18 protein-coding genes are annotated in these 21,645 nt (G+C 40.8%); 4 read left to right on the top strand and 14 right to left on the bottom strand.

Features of this window, described 5'->3' with window-relative positions:
* Positions 1-50 precede the first annotated feature (50 nt).
* A complete protein-coding gene (locus tag WG905_RS02080) occupies positions 51-2,528 on the top strand; it encodes a M1 family aminopeptidase (RefSeq protein WP_339590033.1) in 2,478 nt (825 codons plus the stop codon).
* A gap of 130 nt (positions 2,529-2,658) precedes the next feature.
* Here the strand turns inward: WG905_RS02080 and WG905_RS02075 are convergent, their stop codons facing one another.
* The 10 genes from WG905_RS02075 to WG905_RS02030 all read right to left on the bottom strand — a co-directional run bounded on the left by WG905_RS02075 (position 2,659) and on the right by WG905_RS02030 (position 14,012).
* The gene (locus tag WG905_RS02075) at positions 2,659-3,456 is read right to left on the bottom strand and encodes a helical backbone metal receptor (RefSeq protein WP_339590032.1); all 798 of its coding nucleotides are present in this window, start codon (positions 3,454-3,456) and stop codon (positions 2,659-2,661) included.
* A 177-nt stretch (positions 3,457-3,633) separates the two neighbouring features.
* Positions 3,634-4,905: a glucose-1-phosphate adenylyltransferase gene (locus tag WG905_RS02070; RefSeq protein ID WP_339590031.1), complete on the bottom strand. Its 1,272-nt coding sequence runs from the start codon at positions 4,903-4,905 to the stop codon at positions 3,634-3,636.
* 10 nt (positions 4,906-4,915) lie between these two features.
* On the bottom strand, positions 4,916-6,322 hold the full coding sequence (locus tag WG905_RS02065) for a glycogen synthase (RefSeq protein WP_339590030.1): 1,407 nt from the start codon (positions 6,320-6,322) through the stop codon (positions 4,916-4,918).
* A 157-nt stretch (positions 6,323-6,479) separates the two neighbouring features.
* A complete protein-coding gene (locus tag WG905_RS02060; protein ID WP_339590029.1) occupies positions 6,480-7,730 on the bottom strand; it encodes a sulfate adenylyltransferase subunit 1 in 1,251 nt (416 codons plus the stop codon).
* Positions 7,730-8,635, bottom strand: a complete 906-nt coding sequence (gene cysD / locus WG905_RS02055) for a sulfate adenylyltransferase subunit CysD (RefSeq protein ID WP_339590028.1) — start codon at positions 8,633-8,635, stop codon at positions 7,730-7,732. Before cysD ends, WG905_RS02060 begins: the two co-directional genes overlap by 1 nt.
* A gap of 9 nt (positions 8,636-8,644) precedes the next feature.
* Positions 8,645-9,349, bottom strand: a complete 705-nt coding sequence (locus WG905_RS02050) for a phosphoadenylyl-sulfate reductase (RefSeq protein WP_339590027.1) — start codon at positions 9,347-9,349, stop codon at positions 8,645-8,647.
* An 11-nt stretch (positions 9,350-9,360) separates the two neighbouring features.
* Positions 9,361-10,029, bottom strand: a complete 669-nt coding sequence (locus WG905_RS02045; protein ID WP_339590026.1) for a precorrin-2 dehydrogenase/sirohydrochlorin ferrochelatase family protein — start codon at positions 10,027-10,029, stop codon at positions 9,361-9,363.
* Between the two features lie 9 nt (positions 10,030-10,038).
* Positions 10,039-10,836, bottom strand: a complete 798-nt coding sequence (cobA, locus tag WG905_RS02040) for a uroporphyrinogen-III C-methyltransferase (RefSeq protein WP_339590025.1) — start codon at positions 10,834-10,836, stop codon at positions 10,039-10,041.
* Positions 10,833-12,926 carry a nitrite reductase gene (locus WG905_RS02035; protein WP_339590024.1) on the bottom strand — a complete coding sequence of 698 codons (2,094 nt, stop codon included), beginning with the start codon at positions 12,924-12,926 and terminating at the stop codon, positions 10,833-10,835. The genes cobA and WG905_RS02035 overlap by 4 nt, the downstream gene beginning before the upstream one ends.
* Before the next feature lie 237 nt (positions 12,927-13,163).
* Positions 13,164-14,012, bottom strand: coding sequence for an alpha/beta hydrolase (locus tag WG905_RS02030; protein ID WP_339590023.1), 849 nt, complete (start codon positions 14,010-14,012; stop codon positions 13,164-13,166).
* Between the two features lie 189 nt (positions 14,013-14,201).
* On the opposite strand from WG905_RS02030, the gene WG905_RS02025 reads away from it, so the two are divergent.
* The 3 genes from WG905_RS02025 to WG905_RS02015 all read left to right on the top strand — a co-directional run bounded on the left by WG905_RS02025 (position 14,202) and on the right by WG905_RS02015 (position 16,820).
* Positions 14,202-15,131 (top strand): hypothetical protein, encoded by a 930-nt coding sequence (locus WG905_RS02025; protein WP_339590022.1) that lies wholly within the window; start codon positions 14,202-14,204, stop codon positions 15,129-15,131.
* Positions 15,132-15,240: 109 nt separating this feature from the next.
* On the top strand, positions 15,241-16,155 hold the full coding sequence (locus tag WG905_RS02020) for a UbiA prenyltransferase family protein (RefSeq protein WP_339590021.1): 915 nt from the start codon (positions 15,241-15,243) through the stop codon (positions 16,153-16,155).
* An 11-nt stretch (positions 16,156-16,166) separates the two neighbouring features.
* Complete coding sequence (locus tag WG905_RS02015; RefSeq protein WP_339590020.1) at positions 16,167-16,820, top strand: class I SAM-dependent methyltransferase; 654 nt, start codon at positions 16,167-16,169, stop codon at positions 16,818-16,820.
* A 21-nt stretch (positions 16,821-16,841) separates the two neighbouring features.
* Here the strand turns inward: WG905_RS02015 and WG905_RS02010 are convergent, their stop codons facing one another.
* Genes WG905_RS02010 through WG905_RS01995 form a run of 4 tightly spaced genes read right to left on the bottom strand, consistent with a single transcriptional unit; the run spans position 16,842 to position 21,645 of the window.
* Entirely contained in the window at positions 16,842-18,467 is a 1,626-nt protein-coding gene (locus tag WG905_RS02010) for an NADP-dependent glyceraldehyde-3-phosphate dehydrogenase (RefSeq protein ID WP_339590019.1), read from the bottom strand.
* 37 nt (positions 18,468-18,504) lie between these two features.
* The gene (locus tag WG905_RS02005; protein WP_339590018.1) at positions 18,505-19,941 is read right to left on the bottom strand and encodes an MFS transporter; all 1,437 of its coding nucleotides are present in this window, start codon (positions 19,939-19,941) and stop codon (positions 18,505-18,507) included.
* A gap of 35 nt (positions 19,942-19,976) precedes the next feature.
* Positions 19,977-20,636, bottom strand: coding sequence for a bifunctional 4-hydroxy-2-oxoglutarate aldolase/2-dehydro-3-deoxy-phosphogluconate aldolase (locus WG905_RS02000; protein ID WP_339590017.1), 660 nt, complete (start codon positions 20,634-20,636; stop codon positions 19,977-19,979).
* The gene (locus WG905_RS01995) at positions 20,626-21,645 is read right to left on the bottom strand and encodes a PfkB family carbohydrate kinase (RefSeq protein WP_339590016.1); all 1,020 of its coding nucleotides are present in this window, start codon (positions 21,643-21,645) and stop codon (positions 20,626-20,628) included. Before WG905_RS01995 ends, WG905_RS02000 begins: the two co-directional genes overlap by 11 nt.

Below are 21,645 nucleotides of genomic sequence, written 5' to 3'. Positions count from 1 at the left end.
GAAGCTGGCTTAGATAGCTTCTTCAAATTTAAGTAACAAAATATATGCTAATGAAAAATATAATAAGAAGATCAGCTTATGCATGCCTGGTGTTTGTGCTCGCCACCAATAGTGTTTATGCACAACAGGATACCGCTGCTGTTGCCAAAATAAATTCAACTTACCGTGCAACACCGACCAAAGTAAATGCTCTGGTGCATACCAAACTTGATGTTAAATTTGACTATGCCAAAAGACAGCTATTAGGTGCAGCGTGGGTTACCCTTCAGCCTTATGCCTATGCAACAGATTCTTTAACGCTGGATGCCAAAGGCATGGAGTTAAAAACAGTAGCCCTGGTAAATGGGAAGGCAGTTCAAAAGCTTAAATATACTTATGACCAGGAGCAGATCCACATTCAGTTAGACAAGAAATATCTACCGGGGCAGTCATACACCTTGTTCATTGAGTATATTGCTAAGCCTGACGAGCTGAAAAGCAAGGGTAGCGCAGCGATTACTGATGCCAAAGGGCTGTATTTTATAAATCCTGATAGTACGGTGGCGGGAAAGCCAGTCCAGATATGGACACAAGGTGAAACCGAAGCTTCGTCTGTATGGTTCCCCACCATTGACAAAACCAACCAAAAGACCACTTCTGAAATTAGCATGACGGTGCCTTCAAAATATGTGACCCTATCCAATGGGAAACTGGTTACACAATTGAAGAACAATAATGGTACACGTACCGATACCTGGAAAATGGATCTACCCCATGCCCCCTATTTGTTTATGATGGCAGTTGGGGATTTTAAAATCTACAAAGACAAGTGGAAGGATAAAGAGGTAAGCTATTACCTGGAGCCTGCTTACGCACCTTTCTCAAAAGATATTTTCGGAAAAACACCAGAAATGATGACCTTTTTCTCCAAAATTCTTAACCTGGATTATCCCTGGAACAAATATAGCCAGGTTGTTGTGCGTGATTTTGTAAGCGGGGCCATGGAAAACACCACGGCTACCCTTCATGGCGACTATGTGCAACGTACACCAAAAGAGATTTTGGATGAAACTTATGGAACGGCCGAAAGTACCATTGCCCACGAGTTGTTCCACCATTGGTTTGGCAATTATGTGACTACGGAAAGCTGGAGCAATTTAACGGTAAATGAATCTTTTGCAAATTACAGCGAATATTTATGGGCAGAACATAAATATGGCAAAGATGTGGCCGACGAGCATAACTTTGTCGATATGTCCAATTACCTGGGTTCTGAGAAAGAGGCCCTAAAAAAATTGGTTCGTTTTCACTATCATGATAAAGAAGATGTTTTTGACTTAGTCTCGTATCAGAAAGGCGGACGCATTTTACACATGATGCGCAACTTTTTAGGGGATGATATTTTTTATAAAGGCATGAGCCTTTACTTAAAGCAAAACGCCTTTAAAACCGGCGAGGCACACCAATTGCGTTTGGCGATGGAAGAAGTGAGTGGAAAAGACCTGAACTGGTTCTTTGACCAATGGTATTTTAACGCTGGTCACCCAAAATTAACGATCGATTACAGCTGGGATGAGGTCACTAAAACACAAAAAGTGACCATCAAACAAACGCAGGAAGGGATGGCATTCACCTTACCGATAGCTATTGATATTTATGCAGGCGGACAAAAACAACGTCATCAGGTAGTGGTTAAGGATGCCGTACAAAGCTTCGCCTTTAAGACCGCAGGTCAACCTGACATGGTAAATGTGGATGCAGATAAGATCTTGCTTGCGGAAAAAACGGATAACAAGTCAATGAAGGAATATGCATTTCAATATGCCAATGCACCGTTATACCTGGATAGACTGGAAGCTATTGATGCAGCCGCTAAAAGCCAGAAAGATCCTGAAGGTGTGAAAATTATGCTGGCTGCCTTGAAGGACAAATTCCATGGTTTAAGGTTGAGCGCCCTGCAGAAACTTGATCTTAGTCATCCTGAATTAGCCAAAGCTTCGCTGCCAGCAATTAAAACTATGGCGCTAGGGGATTCCAATTCCAGGGTCCAGGCACAGGCTATCACCGCATTGGCCTATTTTAACAATCCGGCTGATCTGCCGCTATTTAAAAAAGGCCTGGAAGGTAACTCCTATGCTGTTCAAGGTGCATCGTTAATGGCCATTGCGCTACAACAACCACAGGATGCCATGGTTACGGCAAAAGCATTTGAAAAGAACAGTAAAAAAGCATTGACCGAAGCGATCGTCAACGTTTATTCAAAGTTTGGTACGGAGAAAGAATTGCCGTTCATCTCTGAGAAGTTTTCAACGCTGGGAACCCAGGAACAAATTCAGCTCATCCCCGCCTACATGAATATGTTGGGCAAGGTGAACGATATCAACGCGGTAAAAACTGGTGTTGATGCCGTAAAAACGATAGGTGTGAAATATAAATCTTATGGTGCCAATGCATTTGTCACCAATTTCCTGGTGCAGCTGAAACAACAAAAACAAAGCGATCAGGCTAGTTTAGCTTATATCGATGCAGCCATCGCTGAGTTAAAATAAAGCATTCTCATGGGGCAAAAAGCATTTTGTTTAATGGATACACCTTAAACAAAATGCTTTTTTATTGAATGCCTATTTTATTTATTTATTTATGCCTATTTTCTTCAACCTTTTTAAGGATGAGGTATGATTATTTAAATTCTTTTTGGAGTTGAAAAAGATATTGAACAGCTTTGACCAGCCTGCTGCCATACCAGGAGAACATTTCTCCATCTACCAGCATTACTGCCGCCCGCGGTAAGGCCGCTTCTATCTCCTTAATGTGCTTCTCCCGGAAAGGATAGGGCTCCGAAGAAAGAAACACGACATCAGGATCCAGCAATTGCAGGTCACTTAATTCTACCGCTGGATATCTTGAAGATTTTACCACATTGCTAAACCCAATCATGGCCAATATATGATTGATGAAGGTATGCTGCCCGGCAACCATATAAGGATGCTTCCATATAAAATAGGCTACCTTTTTGTTGATGTTATGCTGCAGTGCAAGCGTCTGCAAATCATTAAAGCCTGCCGAGATCAAATGGTTCAGGTAAGCAGCTTCAGGTGCCCGGTCTACCATCTCACCAAGTTGATGTATCGTAAGCTTCGCATCTTCAAGTGTATTGACATCGCTCATCCAGACAGGAAATTCCAGCATAAGTTCAACAATCTGCCCTTCTACATTTTCTTCTTTATTGCCAATGATCAGGTCTGGCTTTAAACTTCTGATCAGTTCTATATCCAGGTTTTTGGTTCCGCCAACTTTAGCTTTTCCTTTAACTTTTTCCCCCGGATGAATGCAAAATGTTGTCACAGCGATGATCTCCTCATCTAACCCCAGGTCAAATAACAGCTCGGTTTGAGAAGGCACCAGGGATATAATCCTTTTTGGCGGATAATCAAGGATAACTTCCCTGTGCAGCTGATCAGTAAAGGTTCTTTGCATATTGCAAAGATAACACAAATCAGCTACTCGTATTTCAAAGCCACCTTTCGCCACAAAAAAAAGGTTCGGATAATGGATTAACCACTACCGAACCAATATGATAATGCACCGGGGATTGCTGAATTTAAACAGCTTCTTTCGATCAAACTGATTTCCCCTGGTGTTTAAATAAACAATTTAAATTTTTGTGCCGTCTGGTATAATAGCACCTTTCTTAATGACAACAATACCATCTTTAACAGCATAGGTACCAAAATCTCCATCTGCCAGGTGTGGTCCACCTTCAATACTCACATCGTTACCAATCTTGCAGTTCTTATCTAAGATGGCATTCCGGATAATACATCTTTCGCCTACCCCGATCAACGGACGGCCAAAATCTGTTTCTTCCTGTATCTCGATCAGCGTCTGGTACCTGTCACTTCCCATAATATAGGCATTCTCAACTTTGGAACCTTTCCCGATCCTGGCCCTGATGCCGATAACAGCATGTTTAATATCATCTGCCTGCAGGATACAACCCTCGGCAATGACCGTTTTATCAAGTGTAGTACCTAAAATTTTAGAAGGCGGAAGCATCCTTGGGCGGGTGAAGATGCTGTGGTGACTATCAAATAAATTGAACTTCGGAATGTCATCAGTCAAACCAAGATTTGCTTCAAAAAATGAGGAGATATTACCAATATCTGTCCAATAGCCCTCATATTGGTAACTGAAGACTTTGTAACTCTGGATTACCCGTGGAATGATCTCCTTTCCAAAGTCTTTTTCATCTGCATTCTCTGCAAAGATCTTAATCAGCAAGTCTTTGTTGAAAAGGTAAATCCCCATAGAAGCGAGGTAATTACGGCCTTCGGCCTGCATCGCTTCCCCAGTATCAGAAGCCCAACCTTTTAATACTTCAGCATTCGGTTTCTCAATGAACGAAGTAATATGATGTGCCTCATTCGCTTTAAGGATTCCAAAATCTGTTGCATCTTTTGCATTTACCGGAATCGTTGCCAGCGTAATCTCTGCACCCCCTTCGATATGTGCATTGATCATCTCATTAAAATCCATCTGGTATAATTGGTCACCAGAGAGAATCAGCACATATTCAAATTCATGGTTAAGCAGGTGGTGCATGGTTTGCCTTACTGCATCTGCTGTCCCCTGGAACCATGTAGGATTATCAGGAGTTTGTTCTGCTGCAAGGATATCTACGAAGGCATCACTAAAATGACTGAAATGATACGTGTTTTTAATGTGTTTGTTTAGCGATGCTGAGTTAAACTGCGTTAAAACAAACATACGGTGTATGCCTGAATTGAGACAGTTCGATATCGGAATATCTACTAAACGGTACTTACCAGCTATCGGAACAGCTGGTTTTGATCGTGTTTGAGTGAGCGGAGACAATCTGGAACCCTGGCCACCGCCAAGGATTACTCCCAATACTTTTTCAGTCATATTTATAGTTTTACAATTGGTACAGGTCAATATATTGTTGTGCAGCTTTATCCCATGAATGGTCCAGCTGCATCATAAACTTGCGTATTTCTTTCATCCGTTTGCTATCCTTGTAAAGATCGAATGCTCTTCCTATGGCATGGCCCACATCCCAGACACTGGTCTGGTCGTGGCAGATACCATATCCCCCATCCCCTATATCAACCACAGTATCTTTCAATCCTCCGATTCTCCTCACAATAGGAATTGTGCCGTAACGAAGTGCATATAACTGATTTAGGCCACAGGGTTCAACCCTTGACGGCATGAGCAGGAAATCTGCACCTGCATAAATCTGATGCGATAACTGTTCATTATACCCTATGTAAGCATTATAATGTTGGGGGAAGGCTTCTTTTAAATGAATCAACCTGCCTTCTACCTGGTGGTCACCTGAACCCAATATCAATACATTGATTTCCCCATGATAGTGATGAAGTGCATTGTAAAAAATATCAGGCAATAGATCTGCTCCCTTTTCACCCACCAAACGCCCAATAAATGTAAATAATGGTTTCGACGGATCAAGGTTGAAAACACGGCACAGGGCCTCTTTGTTTGCTTTTTTTCCTTTTTCCAGTGTTTTTATGTTATAACCCTGCTCCAGCATGGCATCTTTTGCCGGATTCCATACGTCATTGTCTATTCCATTCAGTATTCCAAAAGATTTTCCGCGCTCCTGGGCCAGGAGATCTTCCAGCCCGTTGGCATGATAACTAATCTCCTCAAGGTAACTCGGTGATACGGTCGTAATTCGCCAAGCACACTTAATTGCAGCAGCAAGCGGATTAATTATACCCTTCCAATCCAGCTGACCGGCTTTCCAGCTATCAAATGCAGGTATATAGTTCAACCTGTCCCAACCAAATTGACCCTGGTATTGTGCATTATGTATTGTCAGAACCGTAGGCACAGCAATTAATTTCCTGTACTTTAAACAGTTGGACATCATAAAAGGAATTAAACCTGTATGGTGATCATGGCAATGTACAACATCCGGTAAATGCTGCCACTGCGCTATCCAGTCAAGGGTTGCGATCTGAAAAGCGATAAAACGCTCTGTATCATCTGGATAGCCATATACTTGCGGGCGGTCTGTGAAATTGGCAATATGAACAAGGAACAGGTCAAACCCTAATTTATTGGTCTTTTCCCGGAATATCCTGACGGCAAAGTCCTGGAAACCCAAATTACCCCATCCATCATATACCACTTCAAACTCATTCTCCTTCATGAACCGGGTATCATAGGCCGGCATGACTACCTTGGCTATATGTCCAAGTTTGTTCTGGTATTTAGGTAAAGCGCCAACTACATCACCCAATCCGCCAACTTTTGCTACCGGGTAACACTCTGCACTTACGTGTATAATTTCCATATTTTAAACGACTTCAATATTGTCCTTAAAGTATGAATTATTAATGAAAAATAACAGTAAAATAAATAAACTATTTATAAACTACTGTTATTTTCCATATGCAATAATTATACGCCTGTCTTAAATTCCAAACGTGTTACCCGGTAAAAAGAAGCTATTATTCTACTACAGCCCTGAACATCAATGCGGCTACGGTTAAATTTGTTCTGCTATCAATCAATATAGCAGAGCCATTTGCCCTATTATCTTCATATAAATCAAATGGTAAAGCATCAGCAGTTTTAATGACTACCCGACCAATTTCATTTAAAGAGAAATCATAAGCATCGTTTTTCTCAAGGGTATTGATATCCACTTTAAATATAATTTCTTTAATATGGCACTTAGTCACCTTACTGTTATGCTGAATAAGGTAAGTTATACTTTCATCAAGCGGACGTTTGTCCATCCAGCAAATATCAGTCTCGATTAATTGTGAATTTTTGGCAATATGATCTGAATTAACCAGCATATCACCCCTGCTGATATCAATGTTATCTTTGAGGTGTATCGTCACCGACATTCCTGCAGTGGCCTCTTCAGGGGTCTGGTCAAATACTTCTATTCTTTCCACCTCCGACTGAGAACCTGAGGGTAACACCGTAACTTTATCATTTACTTTAAAAGAGCCACTTAAAATTCTACCTGCATAACCACGGTAATCATGCAACTCATCTGTTTGCGGCCTGATCACCCATTGCACAGGCATTCTTGCAAACGGTGATTTCGCACCGCCATCAACTTCCACATTCTCCAGGAAATGTAATAGGCTCTCGCCTTTATACCAAGGCATATTGATAGAGGAATTGACAATGTTATCACCCTTTAAAGCACTTACAGGGATAAAGTTCACCTCCTTCAGGTTAAGCTTAGCGGCAAGTGATTTATAGCTATCCGTGATGGATTGGTATACCTCTTCACTGTAATCCACCATATCCATTTTATTCAGGCAAACCACTACATTGTTAATTCCCAGCAAAGAAACCAGGTAAGAATGTCTCACAGTTTGCTCCACCACACCATTTCTTGCATCCACTAAAATAATGGCAAGATTTGCATTGGAAGCACCGGTCACCATATTTCTGGTATATTGAATATGGCCGGGTGTATCTGCTATAATGAATTTTCTTTTTTCTGTCTGAAAGTATTTATAAGCAACATCAATGGTAATCCCCTGCTCTCTTTCTGCCCTTAAACCATCGGTTAAAATAGCAAGATCAATTGTACCGTCATCATTTTTACGGTTCGACTGTTGTAAAGCTTCTAGCTGATCTGCCAGAATGGAGTCTGTATCATATAGCAAGCGGCCAATTAAGGTGCTTTTACCATCGTCAACACTTCCTGCTGTAAAAAATTTTAATATATTCATTAAAAGTATCCTCCTTTTTTGCGGTCTTCCATAGCAGCTTCCGATACTTTATCGTCCATCCTGGCTCCGCGTTCACTTATTTTTGATTGACTAATTTCCTCAATGATGTCATCTAGTTCTATGGCATCCGAAGCAACAGCTGCAGTACAACTCATATCACCTACCGTACGGAAACGTACCGTTTTACGTTCAACAAGATCTTCATCATCCATGTTTAAGAATGGCGATGCTGCCATCAATTGTCCATTACGGGTAATACAATCCCGTTCATGGGCGAAATAGATAGAGGGCAGGTCCATTTTTTCCCTTTTGATATAATTCCAGACATCAAGTTCCGTCCAGTTACTAATAGGGAATACACGCACATTCTCACCTTTGTGAATTCTGCCGTTGTAAATATTCCATAATTCAGGCCGCTGACGTTTAGGGTCCCACTGTCCAAATTCATCCCTGATAGAAAAAATCCGCTCTTTAGCTCTTGCTTTCTCCTCATCTCTTCTTGCACCCCCAATACAGGCATCGAAGCCATGTTGAGCAATGGTATCCAGTAAAGTCACCGTTTGAAGTGAATTTCTACTGGCGTTCTTACCCTTTTGTTCTACTGCTTTTCCCTGATCGATAGATTCCTGTACATAACCTACAATTAACTTTTCGCCAATGCGTTCAACCAGCTGATCACGAAAATCGATTGTCTCCTGGAAGTTGTGTCCTGTATCAATATGTACCAATGGAAATGGAAATTTTCCCGGGCGGAAGGCTTTTTCAGCAAGTCTTACCAGCGTAATGGAATCCTTTCCTCCTGAAAATAATAAAGCAGGCTTTTCAAACTGACCGGCCACTTCGCGTAAAATGTGAATGGCCTCCGCTTCTAATTCATCTAAATAATCTAAATTATTCTTACTCATATTTTAATATTATTGAGTGGCATGTAAGCCACATTCCTTTTTCGACTGATCTTCCCACCACCATCTTCCGGCTCTGAAATCTTCACCGGGAGCAACTGCGCGGGTGCAGGGTGCACAACCAATACTGGGGAAACCCTTGTCATGAAGGGTGTTATAAACTACGTTATGTTCTTTTATATAGGCCTTAACTTCTTCCAAACTCCAATCAAACAGCGGATGAAACTTTAACAGCTGATTCGACTCATCCCATTCCAGGTTAGTCATATCATGCCGGTTTAAGGATTGTTCAGCACGAATACCGGTAACCCATATCTTTTTACCGCTTAAAGCACGTTTTAAAGGTTCTATTTTCCTGATATGGCAGCATTCCTTGCGGTTTTCAACGGACTCATAGAAACTACTGGGTCCTTTTTTCTCCACGAGCTGTTGTATAGCTTCGGTTTGTGGAAAATAAGCATGAATCGGTTTCTGATAGATTTCCAGCGTCCGGTTCCAAACATAATAAGTTTCAGGAAATAATCTTCCTGTTTCCAGGGTAAAAACTTCGATAGGGATATTATTTTTGAAAATCAAATCTGTTAAAACCTGATCTTCCCAGCCAAAACTGGTAGAAAAGGTAATCAACCCTGGGTATTGCCCGGCAAAATATTGCAGGGCCGCAACCGGATCCTTATCCTTTATGTGCTCAGCTATTTCAGCTAATTGGGTGTTCATTTGGTAAATTTTTATAAAACAAAAAATAACATTGCAGCTAGCATCATGGCAATCATTGCCCATACTAACCATTTAACATTTAACTTCACAGCACTGCTGTCCTGATCTTCCACAAGCACAGCAGTAACCTCGTTAAGCTTTTTGACTTTCAAGGCAAAATCCCCCTCTAGTTTATTCCTTAAGGCCGACATATGCTGCAGTGTGGTATCTATTTCCTGAGGTAAACTTTCATTTAATATTTCCTTTAACCGCTTGGCTATCGTGGGTGATTTTCCGTTGGTTGAAATAGCAATTTTCAAATCACCTTTTTTAACAACAGAACCCAAATAAAAATCACATAAAGCTGGTTTATCCGCAAAGTTAACCAGCAGCTTTTTCTTTTTAGCCAATAACCTGATCTGTGTGTTGAGCTGTTCATTATTGGTCGCAGCCATCACCAGCTCCACATCATCCAGATCTTCCTCGGCAAAAGCCCTTTCATAAATGACAACATTGGAGGCCGCACTAGCAATAGCACTTATTTCAGGTAATACTTCCTGTGCAACGATCGTTATTTTAGCTTCCGGACTGTTGGCTAACAAAGCATTTAGCTTTTCCAGACCCACGGGCCCCGCCCCGATTAGGAGTGTGTGCAGCGTGTTCAGCTTTAAAAAAACCGGAAATAATTCGTTACCTTCCAATGCAATCTTTTATTGTTGTTCTTCCTGCAAGATCCTGTAAAAATTCTTGATAGGCTGGAAGGATGGGTGTAAAGATACCACTTCGCCAAAAATAAGCAAGGCAGGAGCTTTTATATCTTTTTCCAACACCAGTTCTTCAATTGTATTCACAAGTCCTACGGCAATTTTTTCTTCTTTTGTAGAGCCACTTTGTATCGCTGCTACCGGTAACTTGCCTTTGCCTTCATTCTGATATAACTTCACAATTTCAGACAATTTATTCAAGCCCATCAATACCACAACAGTAGCTTTGGTTCTTACCGCTTCATAAAGATCACTAGACATCTCCCCTGACGCTGTTGTTCCTGTAACTACCCAAAAGCTTTCACTTAAACCACGGTGGGTAACAGGAATCTGCTGCAAACCAGGAACAGAAATAGAGCTTGATAATCCAGGAATTACCTGTGTAGGGATGTTGTAGTTCAAAGCATAATCCAGTTCTTCATAACCTCTGCCAAAAACAAATGGATCGCCACCTTTTAAACGCACCACATGTCCGTAATTCAAGGCATAATCAACCATTAATTTATTTACCGCATCCTGAGAAAATGAATGTGCACCAGATCTTTTCCCTACATATATTTTGATGGCAGCCGGATTTGCATACGTTAACAGCGCCTCGTTCACCAGGGCATCATATAATACCACATCTGCCGACTTCAAAGCATTTGCACCTTTCAGCGTAATCAATTCAGGATCTCCCGGGCCAGCGCCCACTAATGTTATTTTAGGTTCTTTGAACCCTGTTTTTGTGTTCGTTATTATCATGATTGTAACGCTGCCTCCCTTTTAGTTTTCAATTCATTATAAAAGCCTTCTGCTTCTTGTAAATAAGATGCCGCAAAGCTTGCTGTTGGTTCATTTTTATTAATCTGTAAGACCAGGTCATTGAAACTGCCTTCCAGTTGTAGTTCTCCGGTCAACACGTAATGTGCATCAAATTCGCGGATCACGCCTGCTTGTGTACTGCTGTTTACTCCTTTATCAAGCAACATGGCTTTTGCCGTATTGATCAGCACATTGTAAGAATGGTAGATGGAATCAGCCCATGCACCAGATTTAAATGATGCTTTTGCCCAGCCCAGTTTTTCTTCCCCTTCTAATAATAAGGTAGCAACAAGGTCAATGATCACGCCGGCACACTCACCAACCCCGATGGCCGTCTGGAAAGTCTCTTCATGACCCCAGTCAATATATTCTTCATCTTTAAGATTGGTTAAATCAGCCAGTGGCTTCAATAACTGGTAGAAATAGTCTTTCCCCTGGCGGTCATAATAGCTGTTGAAAACTTCCTCCGGAAGGGCTTTAGCATTATAGTCGTTCAAAATGGTCCTTAAAACATCTGTGGCACGTTTCGAAGGTACTTTGATGACTTTTTCAGAAATCCTGCCGGCGCCGTTGCCCACTGTTCCACCACCGAGCAAAACTTGCACTGCAGGAACAACTTTACCATTCGCTTTCACAGAACTACCATGGAAACCAATATGAGCAAGGCCATGCTGACCACAGGAATTCATACAACCGCTGATCTTGATTTTTATATCTTTATTAAAAATTAAATTCGGATATTCTTCATACACCACATCTTCCAGTGTAGCGGCAAGAGACATACTATTAGAGATTCCCAGGTTACAGGTATCTGTCCCCGGACAAGTGGTTACATCTGCCAGGCTATCAAAACCCGCCGCAGTAAAACCAATAGCCAATAATTGCTTATATAAGGACGGCAAAGCCTCTTTTCTAACGAATTTCAACAATAAGCCCTGGTTTTGAGTGACACGGATTTCATCAGCAGCATAAAGGTGGATAGCATCCACCAACTCTCTCGCTTTAAAAGTCCTGATATCTCCAATGGTTACTTTCAGGTAAACACCGTAAAAACCTTGTTGTTTTTGTTCAAAAACGTTGGTCGCCAACCAATGCTGGTAACCTAATGTCTCTTCTAAACCAGTTTCTTCATAAGCTATAAGTGGTGCTGGTTCTGGCAATAAAACAGCATCTCTGTCTATTTTAAAAGTCTTGGATTTATTAGCGATACGTTCTTCTTCGATCAGCCTTAACACTTCTTCCAGTCCTATTTTTTGAACCAGGTATTTTAAACGCGCCTTATTTCTGTTGCTTCTTTCACCGTAACGGTCAAATACCCTTAATACGGATTCTGCATAAGGAATGATCTGATCTTCATGTAAAAATTCATAGACAACGTGAGCCAAAAAAGGTTGTGCCCCTAAACCACCGGCAAACAACACTTTAAAACCTCTTTCTCCCTCTTCATTTATTTTAGGAATGAAACCAAGGTCGTGGATATAACTAAAAGCTGTATCTTTTTCAGAGCTTGAAAATGCAAATTTGATCTTCCGTCCCATTTCCTGGCAAATTGGATTACGCAAGAAATACGAAAAGAATGCATGTGCATATGGAGAAACATCGAAAGGTTCTTCTGGATTGATTCCTGCATCAGGAGATGAAGTTACATTCCTTACTGTATTACCACAGGCTTCACGGATCGTCACGTCCTCACGCTCCAGCTGATCCCACAATTCTGGGGTACGGTCCAAACTTACGTAGTGCATTTGTATATCCTGACGGGTGGTTAAATGCAAATTGCCACTTCCATACTCATCGGCTACATCTGCTATCTTTAACAGTTGTTTGAAGGTTACTTTTCCAAATGGTAATTTAATGCGGATCATTTGAACACCAGGTTGGCGCTGTCCGTAAATACCACGTGCAAGGCGTAAACTTCTAAACTTTTCATCATGAATTGCACCCTCTCTAAATAGACGGATCTTCTTTTCTAAATCAATGATGTCTTGTTCTACAATTGGATTCTCAAGTTCGGTTCTAAAACTCTGCATGTTGTTGCTCTAAATTTTTGATTAAAAAAAAACTTCTTAGTTGTTTAGACTGAGAAGTTTATATAAATATTTTACCCCATAACAGTCTAAGTGCTGCTTTTACAGCATAAGGACATCATATTATTTTTAACCGGGTTCATGTTGTTCATCTTTTACAAATATATAAAGTATATAGAATATATAGTCTTTTAATCAGGCTTTATTTTAAATAAAATTAAAATCAGCCTTATTTAGGGTTTAAAGGGCTTTACTATCAAAATAATTCTTGAAATAAAGTAATTGATAAGTGATGGAATTGCTCCAGTAGTCCCAGTTATGACCTCCCGGCCGACTGATGAAATCATGCGGAATGTTGTAGTATAGCAGTTTTTCATGAAACTCTTTATTGACCTGGTAGAAGAAATCATTCTTCCCGCAGTCGATGATTAAAGCCAACTGAAGCGTAGCTAAAAGCGGTGTCATTTCTGTTACACTATTCTCTTTCCACCTTTGAGGGTATTTAGCGAAAGTGCCTAATCTTTTTGAAATATCCCAGTTTGCAGGGAAAGGCCGTAGATCTAAACCGCCACTCATGCTTCCTGCAGCACCAAAAACATCCTGGTGTTTTATAGCAATGGATAGTGCGCCATGTCCACCCATGCTTAAACCCGTAATTGCCCTGTTTTTTCGGTTGGCCAGTGTTTGGTAATGCTGATCGATGTAGTTAACCAATTCTTTGGAAATATAGGTTTCATATTTCCACTTCGGGTCTTCCGGACTATCAAAATACCAGCTTGACCAGTTACCATCAGCACAAACAATAATTAAATTATAAGCATCTGCATAGCTTTTTAATGCCGGAACTTTTTTGATATAATCTGCATAATTCCCGCTATAACCATGTAATAAATAAACCGTCGAATACTTTTGCTGCTTATGATAAGTATCAGGTACAATCACAACCGCTTTGATTGTTTTGTTCATTGCAGCACTGTAGGTTTTCACAGTATCCACTTTGGCTGCCTTGCTGTGCAGAGAAAAAGAAACAGATAAAAGCAACAGCAGTACTCTAAAGTAACATGTGTTTTTTTGGAAAGATAGGTTCATTCAGGTGGAAGGTTAATATGGGCTGAAATTAAAAAAATTAATCATAAGAGTGAAAAATATCTGGCTATGTTAAAATCGTGGTTGTTTATTGAGCAGGTATACATTCATAAACAAAAAATGTAATTTATTTTTTATAAAAAATATTAAATACACCTTTAAGAATAAATAACGCTACATATGGAAAGCAGAATGAAAAAACTTTTAATTTTCCTGGTAATCGCCATTGCAACTGCTTGCAGTAAAACCGATCCGCCAGTTGAACCAGTTCCAAAAACTATAACCCCTCCGGTCACACCACCAACTACACCTCCAACGACGCCACCAACTACCCCACCGACAACTCCTCCAACTACTCCGCCAACGACTCCACCGACAACTCCGCCGACTACCCCACCAACAACTCCGCCGACTACCCCACCAACAACCCCACCAACTACACCGCCAATAACAGCTGCAAGACTGGTGCCTGTCAAAATAGAATCCGCCGGTCAAACACTAACCTTGAAATATTCAGGGAACACGGCTTTATTAACCAGTATTGAAGATAGTAAGCGTACAACAAAAGCGATCATCAGCTATAACGTGAATAACGAACTCTCGGCCTATAGTTTCCTTGAAAACAATGTGTCGCTTTACACCTTAGGTTTTCTCAGAGATGCGCAGCAAAAGATCTATAATGTTTCGAAATATACCTACCAGGGTAAATTAAGCAATCCTGGAGGCAATTACACCCTTGACTACAATGATTTGAATCAAATCACCACTTTTGTTTCCTATTCAAATAAGAATGTCTTAATTAACAAAAAAACCTTAGCTTATGATGCCGCTGGAAACAGGAATAGCATCACTTCAACCGGACCGGAGGAGAAAAGCACTTTTACTTTCGACCAGAGAAATGGCATTTTTAAACATGTCAACCATATGCCATTTATTTCCTTGGAATTTGAGCATAAAATCTTGAATTCTCTGGTTAACAATATGCTGACGATGACCGGAACCCCTGCTAAAAATAATTATAGCTGCACTTATGAATACCAGACTGATGATTTTCCGGCCAAGGTTACGATCACGGAGGCGGGTGTCAGCACGGTTTTTATCATCACTTATAAAACACTTTAATAAAGTGTGCCATAATTTTATATAAAGTGTACCATATAACGTTACTAAGAGCTATCATTTATAATCGTAGGTTTGAATAAAATCTACGATTATAGATTAAACCAACCCGATGGCAATCAAGGTTATTAAATTCATTTTCTTTGGAAATTACTTCATCGGGTTGTTAGCCATTGCCCTTACCATAGAATCTACCATTCAACTCCACCTACCTTTTAATTCCTTTCCCTACTATATATTAGTTGCACTGGCCCCGGTTGTTTACTATACTTATGCTTATATGGGGGTAAACAGGCTGAGCAAAACTACTAACCCGCGAAGCCAATGGTACATCACCCATCATCAGCTGATCAAATGGAGCCAGGTAAGCTTGTCGGTCATCTGCCTGCTTACCTTTGCTTATTTGCTACTCAGCAATTTTCAGGCATTTTTGCAGCTACCGTTGCTTTATTGGCTGGCAGTAAGTGTAATTCTATTAGCCGCCCTTCTTTATTATGGATTACTTCCATCCTATTTTTTTAACCTTAACCTCCGAAACACCGGTTGGCTGAAGCCTTTTATCATCGGTTTTGTATGGGCATGCACCGCGAACCTCTTGCCACTCATTGCACTGAAAATTGAATCAGGAATCGACTTAACCACAAATGCATTATGGATATGGCTGTTTATCAAGAACTGGATGTTTTGTACGGTTAACGCCATCATGTTCGACCTGAAAGATTATGCTATTGATGCGAACAAAGAACTGAAAACTTTTGCTGTCAGGATGGGTTTAAAGCAGACAATATATAAGATCCTGATTCCTTTATTGTGTATAGGGATACTTTCCTTACTCATTTTCACCTATATAGCCCATTTTCACCTGTTAACCATAATTTTCAATTTAATTCCTTTTATGTTAACCCTGATTGTGGGTTTTTCACTCAACAAAAGAAAGAATATTTTATTTTATCTCATTGTTATCGATGGCCTCATTTTAATTAAAGCCCTTTGTGGCATTTCAGGTGTTCTACTTTTACCCCATTAAGCAAATAGATCATGCTTAATAATTACGACAAGATAGCCCCATATTACGATGTGCTTAGCAGGCTCCTGTTTCATCGTTCACAGGTAAATGCACAAATACAACAATTAAAGTTTCTTCCTTCCCACAGCAGAATTTTAATTGCCGGTGGTGGAACAGGCTGGATCCTGGAAGAACTTGCAAAAATTCAGGACCGGGGCCTTGACATCACCTATGTTGAAATCTCCACCGAAATGATCAGACTTGCAAAGAAAAGAAACACAGGAGAAAATCGTGTTGAGTTTGTAAACTGTGCCATGGAGGAGTTTACGCTTACAGCTCCCTATGATATCGTTCATACGGCATTTCTCTTTGATAATTTTGCCAGAGAAAGGACAGCGACAGTTTTCAGGAAATTACACCAGGCCTTAAAACCGGGCGGTTTATGGTTTTATACAGATTTCTCTTACCAACCGGGGACTGATGAAAAATGGAAGGGCATTTTACTGCGAATGATGTATAGTTTTTTCCGTAAAATTGCGAATGTAGAAGCAGCTTCGCTTCCTGACACCTCCATTCATTTCGAAAAAGGCCAATACGTAAAACTGGATGAAAAGGCTTATTACAGGAAATTTATTAAAGCCATCATCTATAAAAAGGCAGGCTGTATCACCAATGACAATTATTGATGATACAGCCTGCCGGAGTGATTAAAATATAAACTTCGTGCTCAAGAAATTAGAGCTGTGGCTGTCTACAATTTCATTAATTAATTTTTTATTGCTTTCATTTAATTTAGTTGCCACCAACGACCGGATGGAGAAAGATCTTAGCGCATCCACGACAGATAAAGTTCCTTCAGCACTATCTTTTCTTCCCGTAAATGGAAATACATCCGGGCCACGCTGACACTGACAGTTGATATTAACCCGGCTAACCTGGTTAACCAAAGGGTCAATCAATGAGGCAATTTCCTGGTCATCTTCACTGAAGATACTCACCTGTTGTCCATGGGTAGATTCGATCAGGTATTCAATAGCCTCCTCTAAATGTTCAAATGGAACCACCGGAATAATCGGACCAAATTGCTCTTCTGTATAGAGCTTCATCTCTTTATTTACAGGGTAAACTATCGCCGGGTAAACAAAGGACTCATTGGTTGCACCGCCATTTTCATTGATTACCTGTGCACCATGTGCGATCGCATCATCAATACATTCTTTAAGATAAGCCGGCTTTTGTAGTTCAGGCAGCGGTGTTAAAGCCACGCCATCTTCCCAGGGCATTCCAAACTTTAATTTAGCTACAGCAATTGTCAGTTCTTTTAAAAACTCATCCGCAAGCGACTGGTGAACAAAAATAATTTTCAATGCTGTACAACGCTGTCCGTTAAAAGACAAAGAGCCCAATACTGTTTCCTGAACAGCCAGTTTAACATCAGCGTTTGCCGTAACGATGGCCGCATTTTTGGCATCAAGACCTAAAATAGCACGCAGGCGATTTACTTTTGGATGCAGTTTCTTCAACTCATTAGCCACTTTACTGGATCCGATCAGCGTAAGCACATTAACCTTACCGGAAGTCATAATCGACGGAATGATTTTATTTCCCCTGCCATAAATGGTATTCACCACCCCTTTTGGAAAGCAATCTCTAAAGGCTTCCAACAATGGATAATGTAAAAGCGTTCCATGCTTAGGTGGTTTGAATAAAATGGTATTGCCCATAATCAAGGCAGGGATCAAGGTGGTGAAAGTTTCGTTTAACGGATAGTTAAACGGACCCATACACAATACAACACCCAAAGGCGAGCGTCGTACCTGGGCAACAATACCTTGCTCGATGCTGAACCTTGATGATTGACGGTCAATGTCTTTTAGCGCTAAAATGGTTGCATGAATGTATTCTACCGTCCGGTCAAACTCTTTAACAGAATCTGCATAAGACTTTCCAATTTCCCACATCAACAGTTTTACCACCTCAGCCTTTTTTTCTAATATGCGGTGTGTAAAGTTTTCAACGTGCTTGATCCTGTTGGCGACACTCATTGTTGGCCACTCACCGCGTCCATTATCATAAGCGGTTACAGCAGCATCAAGTGCTTCCATCGCTTCTTTTTCATTACATAAAGGATAAGTACCGATCACCTTGCGTTCTAAGCCGTTTGGTGTTTTTATACAAATAGGAGATAAAACTGTATGGACTGCTCCAGTCCATGGAAGCATTACCCCGTTGCTTAAGTATTCCTGTTGATGCAATTCACTTTCCAGCCTGTAAGGTTCCGGAATATCATGCTCCTCAACAAAAATGGAATTGAGCTTTTCTTTAAAATTCATTGATTATAGTTTATTGGTTATTGGTTAAGTTGATATATTATAAATCTGTAATAGGTCTGTATTTAGGAACAAGGGCTTTCATTACCGTCCATGCCAATAGATAAGCAACAGCACAAATAGCAAACATAATGGTGTAGCCCGTTTGCTCATGTCCCAGGGCTTTATAATGATCAAATAATGCACCACCCAGTTTCGAAATCACTACACCGCCTAAACCCCCAGCCATGCCGCCGATCCCAATGACGGAACCTATGGCTTTCTGAGGAAACATATCAGACACCGTTGTAAAGATATTGGCAGACCATGCCTGATGTGCTGAGGCACCTACTCCAATTAATAGCACAGGAATCCAAAAGGTAAGATGGCCAAACGGTTGCGCTAAAAGCACGACCAGCGGGAAGAGTGCTATAATCAGCATGGCTTTCATTCTTCCATCATAAGCAGAATAGCCCTTATTGATAAAGTACATCGGGAACCAACCACCGCCAACACTGCCTATCATAGTCATGCTGTATAAAACAGCTAAAGGGATCATGATATCTGTATTGGCCATTCCATACTGAACATTTAAATAGGCTGGCAACCAAAATAAGAAGAACCACCAAACACCATCTGTCATAAATTTTCCAAAGGTAAAAGCCCAGGTTTGTCTGTATTTAAAAAGCTGTACCCATGATACTTTTTCCTCCTTGGCATCCGGATCCGCAACTACTTTTTCCGTTGCTTCCACATCACTTAAAATATAAGCCCGTTCTGCATCCTTTAAACGCTTTTGTTTGGCCGGAATTTCATAAAAGATAAACCAAAAGATGAGCCATAAAAATCCTACCGCACCGATGATGACGAAGGCAGATTCCCAGCCATAGTTATGTGCAATCCAGGGAACTGTTAATGGTGCCAATACTGCGCCCACATTTGCTCCCGAGTTGAAAATTCCCGTTGCCAGTGAACGTTCTTTCTTAGGGAAATATTCGGCAGTAGCCTTTATGGCCGCCGGAAAGTTACCTGCCTCTCCAATAGCCAATACGGCCCTGGCAAATATAAAACCCAGCACGGAAAACGACATCCCGGTAATACCGACAACGGCTAATACAGATACCAGGCCATGCCCGATTGGAATAGCTTCAGCATGCAGGATTGCTCCAAAAGACCATACGATAATTGCAATCGCATAACCCCATTTTGTTCCCATTTTATCTACGATTCTACCTGCAAAAAGCATGGAAACCGCATATACAAACTGAAAGGCAGCCGTTATATTCGCATAATCTGAATTTGTCCAATTGAACTCTGCCGTTAACTGGGTATGTAAAAGACTCAGCACCTGCCGGTCAAGGTAATTTACTGTGGTTGCAAAAAACAAGAGGGCACATATCGTCCAGCGATATTTGCCGATTTTTGTCTGTTCGCCAGACAAAGCACTATCCACAGCAGCTGGCTTTATGGTAGCACTGGTGCTTTTGGTTTGGTTCATATTAGATTCGGTTTATTTGGTTAATTCTGTGATGTTTATCGTGTGGTCTTCACCATATCCAGTGCTTTCCTGGTGAGTTCGGCTAAGGCAGTATAATCTCTTGTTTCCATGATTTCCTTGCTGATCAGCTTGCTGCCCATGCCTACGGCACAAACACCGGATTTAAACCAGTTAGTCATGTTTTCCTGTTCAATTTCCACACCGCCTGTTGGAATAAACTTTTGTTCAGGAAATAAATCTTTTATAGCAGACAAGTACGAAGGCCCAAGCATGTTTGCCGGGAAAAGTTTAATAATGCCCGCACCCATTTGGTGTGCAATATTGACCTCCGTAGGGGTAAAACAACCCGGAATCCATAATAAACCAGCGTCGTGGGCAATCTTGCCTACTTCTGGATCAATCACCGGACAAACGATAAAGTGTGCACCGGCATCAATAAAATCCTGCAATTCCCTGGTGTTTTTTACCGTACCTATACCTAAATACAGGTCTTCCATCTCAATTTCTACTGCTTTAATCAGGTAGTCGAAATTCACCAGCGCTTCTTTACCCCTGTTGGTATATTCTAAAACCCTTACACCAGCTTTATATAATGTTCTAATGATTTCAAGACTTACCTTTTCATCTTCATAAAAGAATAAGGGCAAGAGTCCCTGATCTGTTATCGCTTTTATAGAACTTTCTTTAGTTTTCATAATTTTTTACCCTTTTAATAATCTCTTCCGGTTGTAATGTAGTTGCATCACTGGCAATAAAAAGTTTAGAAAAACCTGCTGCCGTTGCAAAATCAACCAGTTCTTCAGGCCCCTTATCGTGGCAAGAACCATAAATTAATCCTGCCATATAACAGTCTCCGCTGCCAACCTTATCCAGAATCTGCTCTGCCAGGTATTCTTTGGAAACAAACAGGCGATTTTCTGTAAACAGGGTCGAATAATATTTAACACCCTGCAGGTGATCAAATCGGAATGTATTGGCCACAACCTTGCATTTAGGGAACTTTTCCATAATCAATGCTGAACTTTGTTCTGCCTGTTTTAAATATAAGGATTTATCGTCTTTTGATGCTAAATTTTCTGCGACAGGGATACCCAGCATTTTATTCGCAGCCCAAACATTCCCCATCACTACATCGCAGTATTTTACCAGGTCCGGAATAATGTCCACTGGTTCTTTACCATATTTCCAAAGTTTTTCCCGGTAATTTAAATCTATTGATATCTTGATATTTCTGGCAACAGCTTCCTTCAATGCTTCTTCACAAACAGCAGCCGTAGTTAAACTTAAAGCAGGACAAATGGCACTGAAATGAAACCATGAAACACCTTCAAACGCCGTATCCCAGTTAATATCCCCTGGTTTTAAGCTGGCAAAAGAAGAGTTACTCCTGTCGTAAATCACACCAGCATTTTTCATATCCTTACCCTTGTGCAGGTAATACAAGCCTACCCTGTCGCCCTGGTACTGTATGACTGAGGTGTCAATGCCCAGGCTATTTACATAACCAACCAATTGTTCAGTCAGCAGATTTTGAGGCAATGCAGTCATATACGAGGTTGGAATGCCCCATAAGGATAATGCGGTGGCGACATTCAGTTCCGCGCCACCCACGTAAAATGGTAAATTGTTCTTTTTCAACCATTCACCTTCCGGATCAGGACAAATCCGCAATAGCAATTCACCGAAATTTAATACCTTTTTCAT

This window comes from Pedobacter immunditicola, from assembly GCF_037482985.1.
GTDB lineage: Bacteria > Bacteroidota > Bacteroidia > Sphingobacteriales > Sphingobacteriaceae > Pedobacter > Pedobacter immunditicola.
The sequence above is the reverse complement of the archived record's forward strand: the minus strand, read 5'-3'. Positions and strand labels throughout refer to the sequence as shown.